We start from the raw sequence: 1,291 nt of genomic DNA, 5'->3' as shown, positions 1-1,291 counted from the left end.
ACAATACTTATTTGAAACAACACCTGTAGAGGTCATTGCTTTTGCTTTCTTAATGGTAAACGTGTATGCCGTCAGCGGCAGCCGCGTGGGTCTAGTTCGTTTAAATATCTTATTTRTTCCGATCGTACTTTTCGTCACTGTGCTCGTTCTTCTCTTTAGCCTTGGAATGGTTGATGTGAAAGAACTAAAACCATTTTTTACGACCGATTGGAAATCACTAGCCTCTGCCATGAAAACGACTTCTTTTTCGCTTTTGGGTTTTGAGGTCATTCTATTCTATATTACGATGATGAATCGACCAAAAGACGCTCCAAAAGCGGTAGTTATCGGCGTACTTATCCCTCTCTTGTTATATACGTCCATCTATGTTGTTTGCGTTGGCGTTTTTTCTCAGCTCGCACTGCCTGAAATCACCTATCCGGCTGTAGAGCTTGCCAAGGAAATGCAGATCCCAGGTGAATTTTTTGAACGCTTTGAATCGATATTTTTTACAATTTGGATTATGGCTGTATTTACAACAACTGTAATGGCTTATGATTGTACGATTTATGGACTTCGCTCTTTGTTCACCAAACCCAAGCACAAAACATGGGTATTTATCCTGAGTCCAATCATCTATTTATTGTGTATGTACCCGAAGAATTTATCTGATTTTAGTAAAATGAGCTCTATTATTAGTTACGTTGGTATAACGGTGAGCATTTTGTTTCCCATACTTATTCATGTGATTGCCAAGCTTCGAGGAGTGAAGAGTGATGCTACCTAGAAAGATTCTCTGCACATTGTGTCTCGGCTTCACGTTGTCAATTCTGACAGGCTGTTGGGACCGCGTGGAAATTAATCAACGCGGCTTCGTAGTAGGCGTCGCCATCGATAAACCGGATACGAAAAACTCCAAAAATGTATACAAAGGCACCTATCAAATGATCGTCCCAGGCGGCCTCAAACAAAGCAGCAGCAGTAGCAGCGGCCAAACCAACGGATTGAATCCGCATGCCGGACAAGCTTATTTTAATATCTCGACGACAGAAAACTCGATGCCGGCAATTGCTTCCAGAATATCGGAAAGAACTAGTCGAACCCCTTATTTTGAACACTTGAAAATCATCATCATTTCTAGCGATATCGCTAAGGACAAAGAGAACCTTCCCAATATTCTTGATTTTTTTCTGCGAAATAGCGAAATGCGACGTGGGGTTCAAATTTTGATCGCCGATGGAAAAGCCTCGGATATACTAGGCATTTTTCCAAACAATGAATCAACACCAATTGATTATATCTCCTCCATTGC

General features: G+C 41.2%; 2 protein-coding genes. Both read left to right on the top strand.

The window, feature by feature from the left end:
- On the top strand, positions 1-766 hold a 766-nt coding region (locus AC1DUA_RS38060; RefSeq protein ID WP_477504638.1), incomplete at its 5' end, for a GerAB/ArcD/ProY family transporter.
- Positions 756-1,291, top strand: a 536-nt coding sequence (locus AC1DUA_RS38055; protein WP_477504637.1) for a Ger(x)C family spore germination protein, incomplete at its 3' end; no start/stop codon positions are given. The genes AC1DUA_RS38060 and AC1DUA_RS38055, both read left to right, overlap by 11 nt.

It is taken from the genome of Paenibacillus sp. 01T422 (assembly GCF_056398785.1).
Note: the sequence above shows the minus strand (reverse complement) of the source record. Positions and strands in the feature narration are given on the sequence as shown.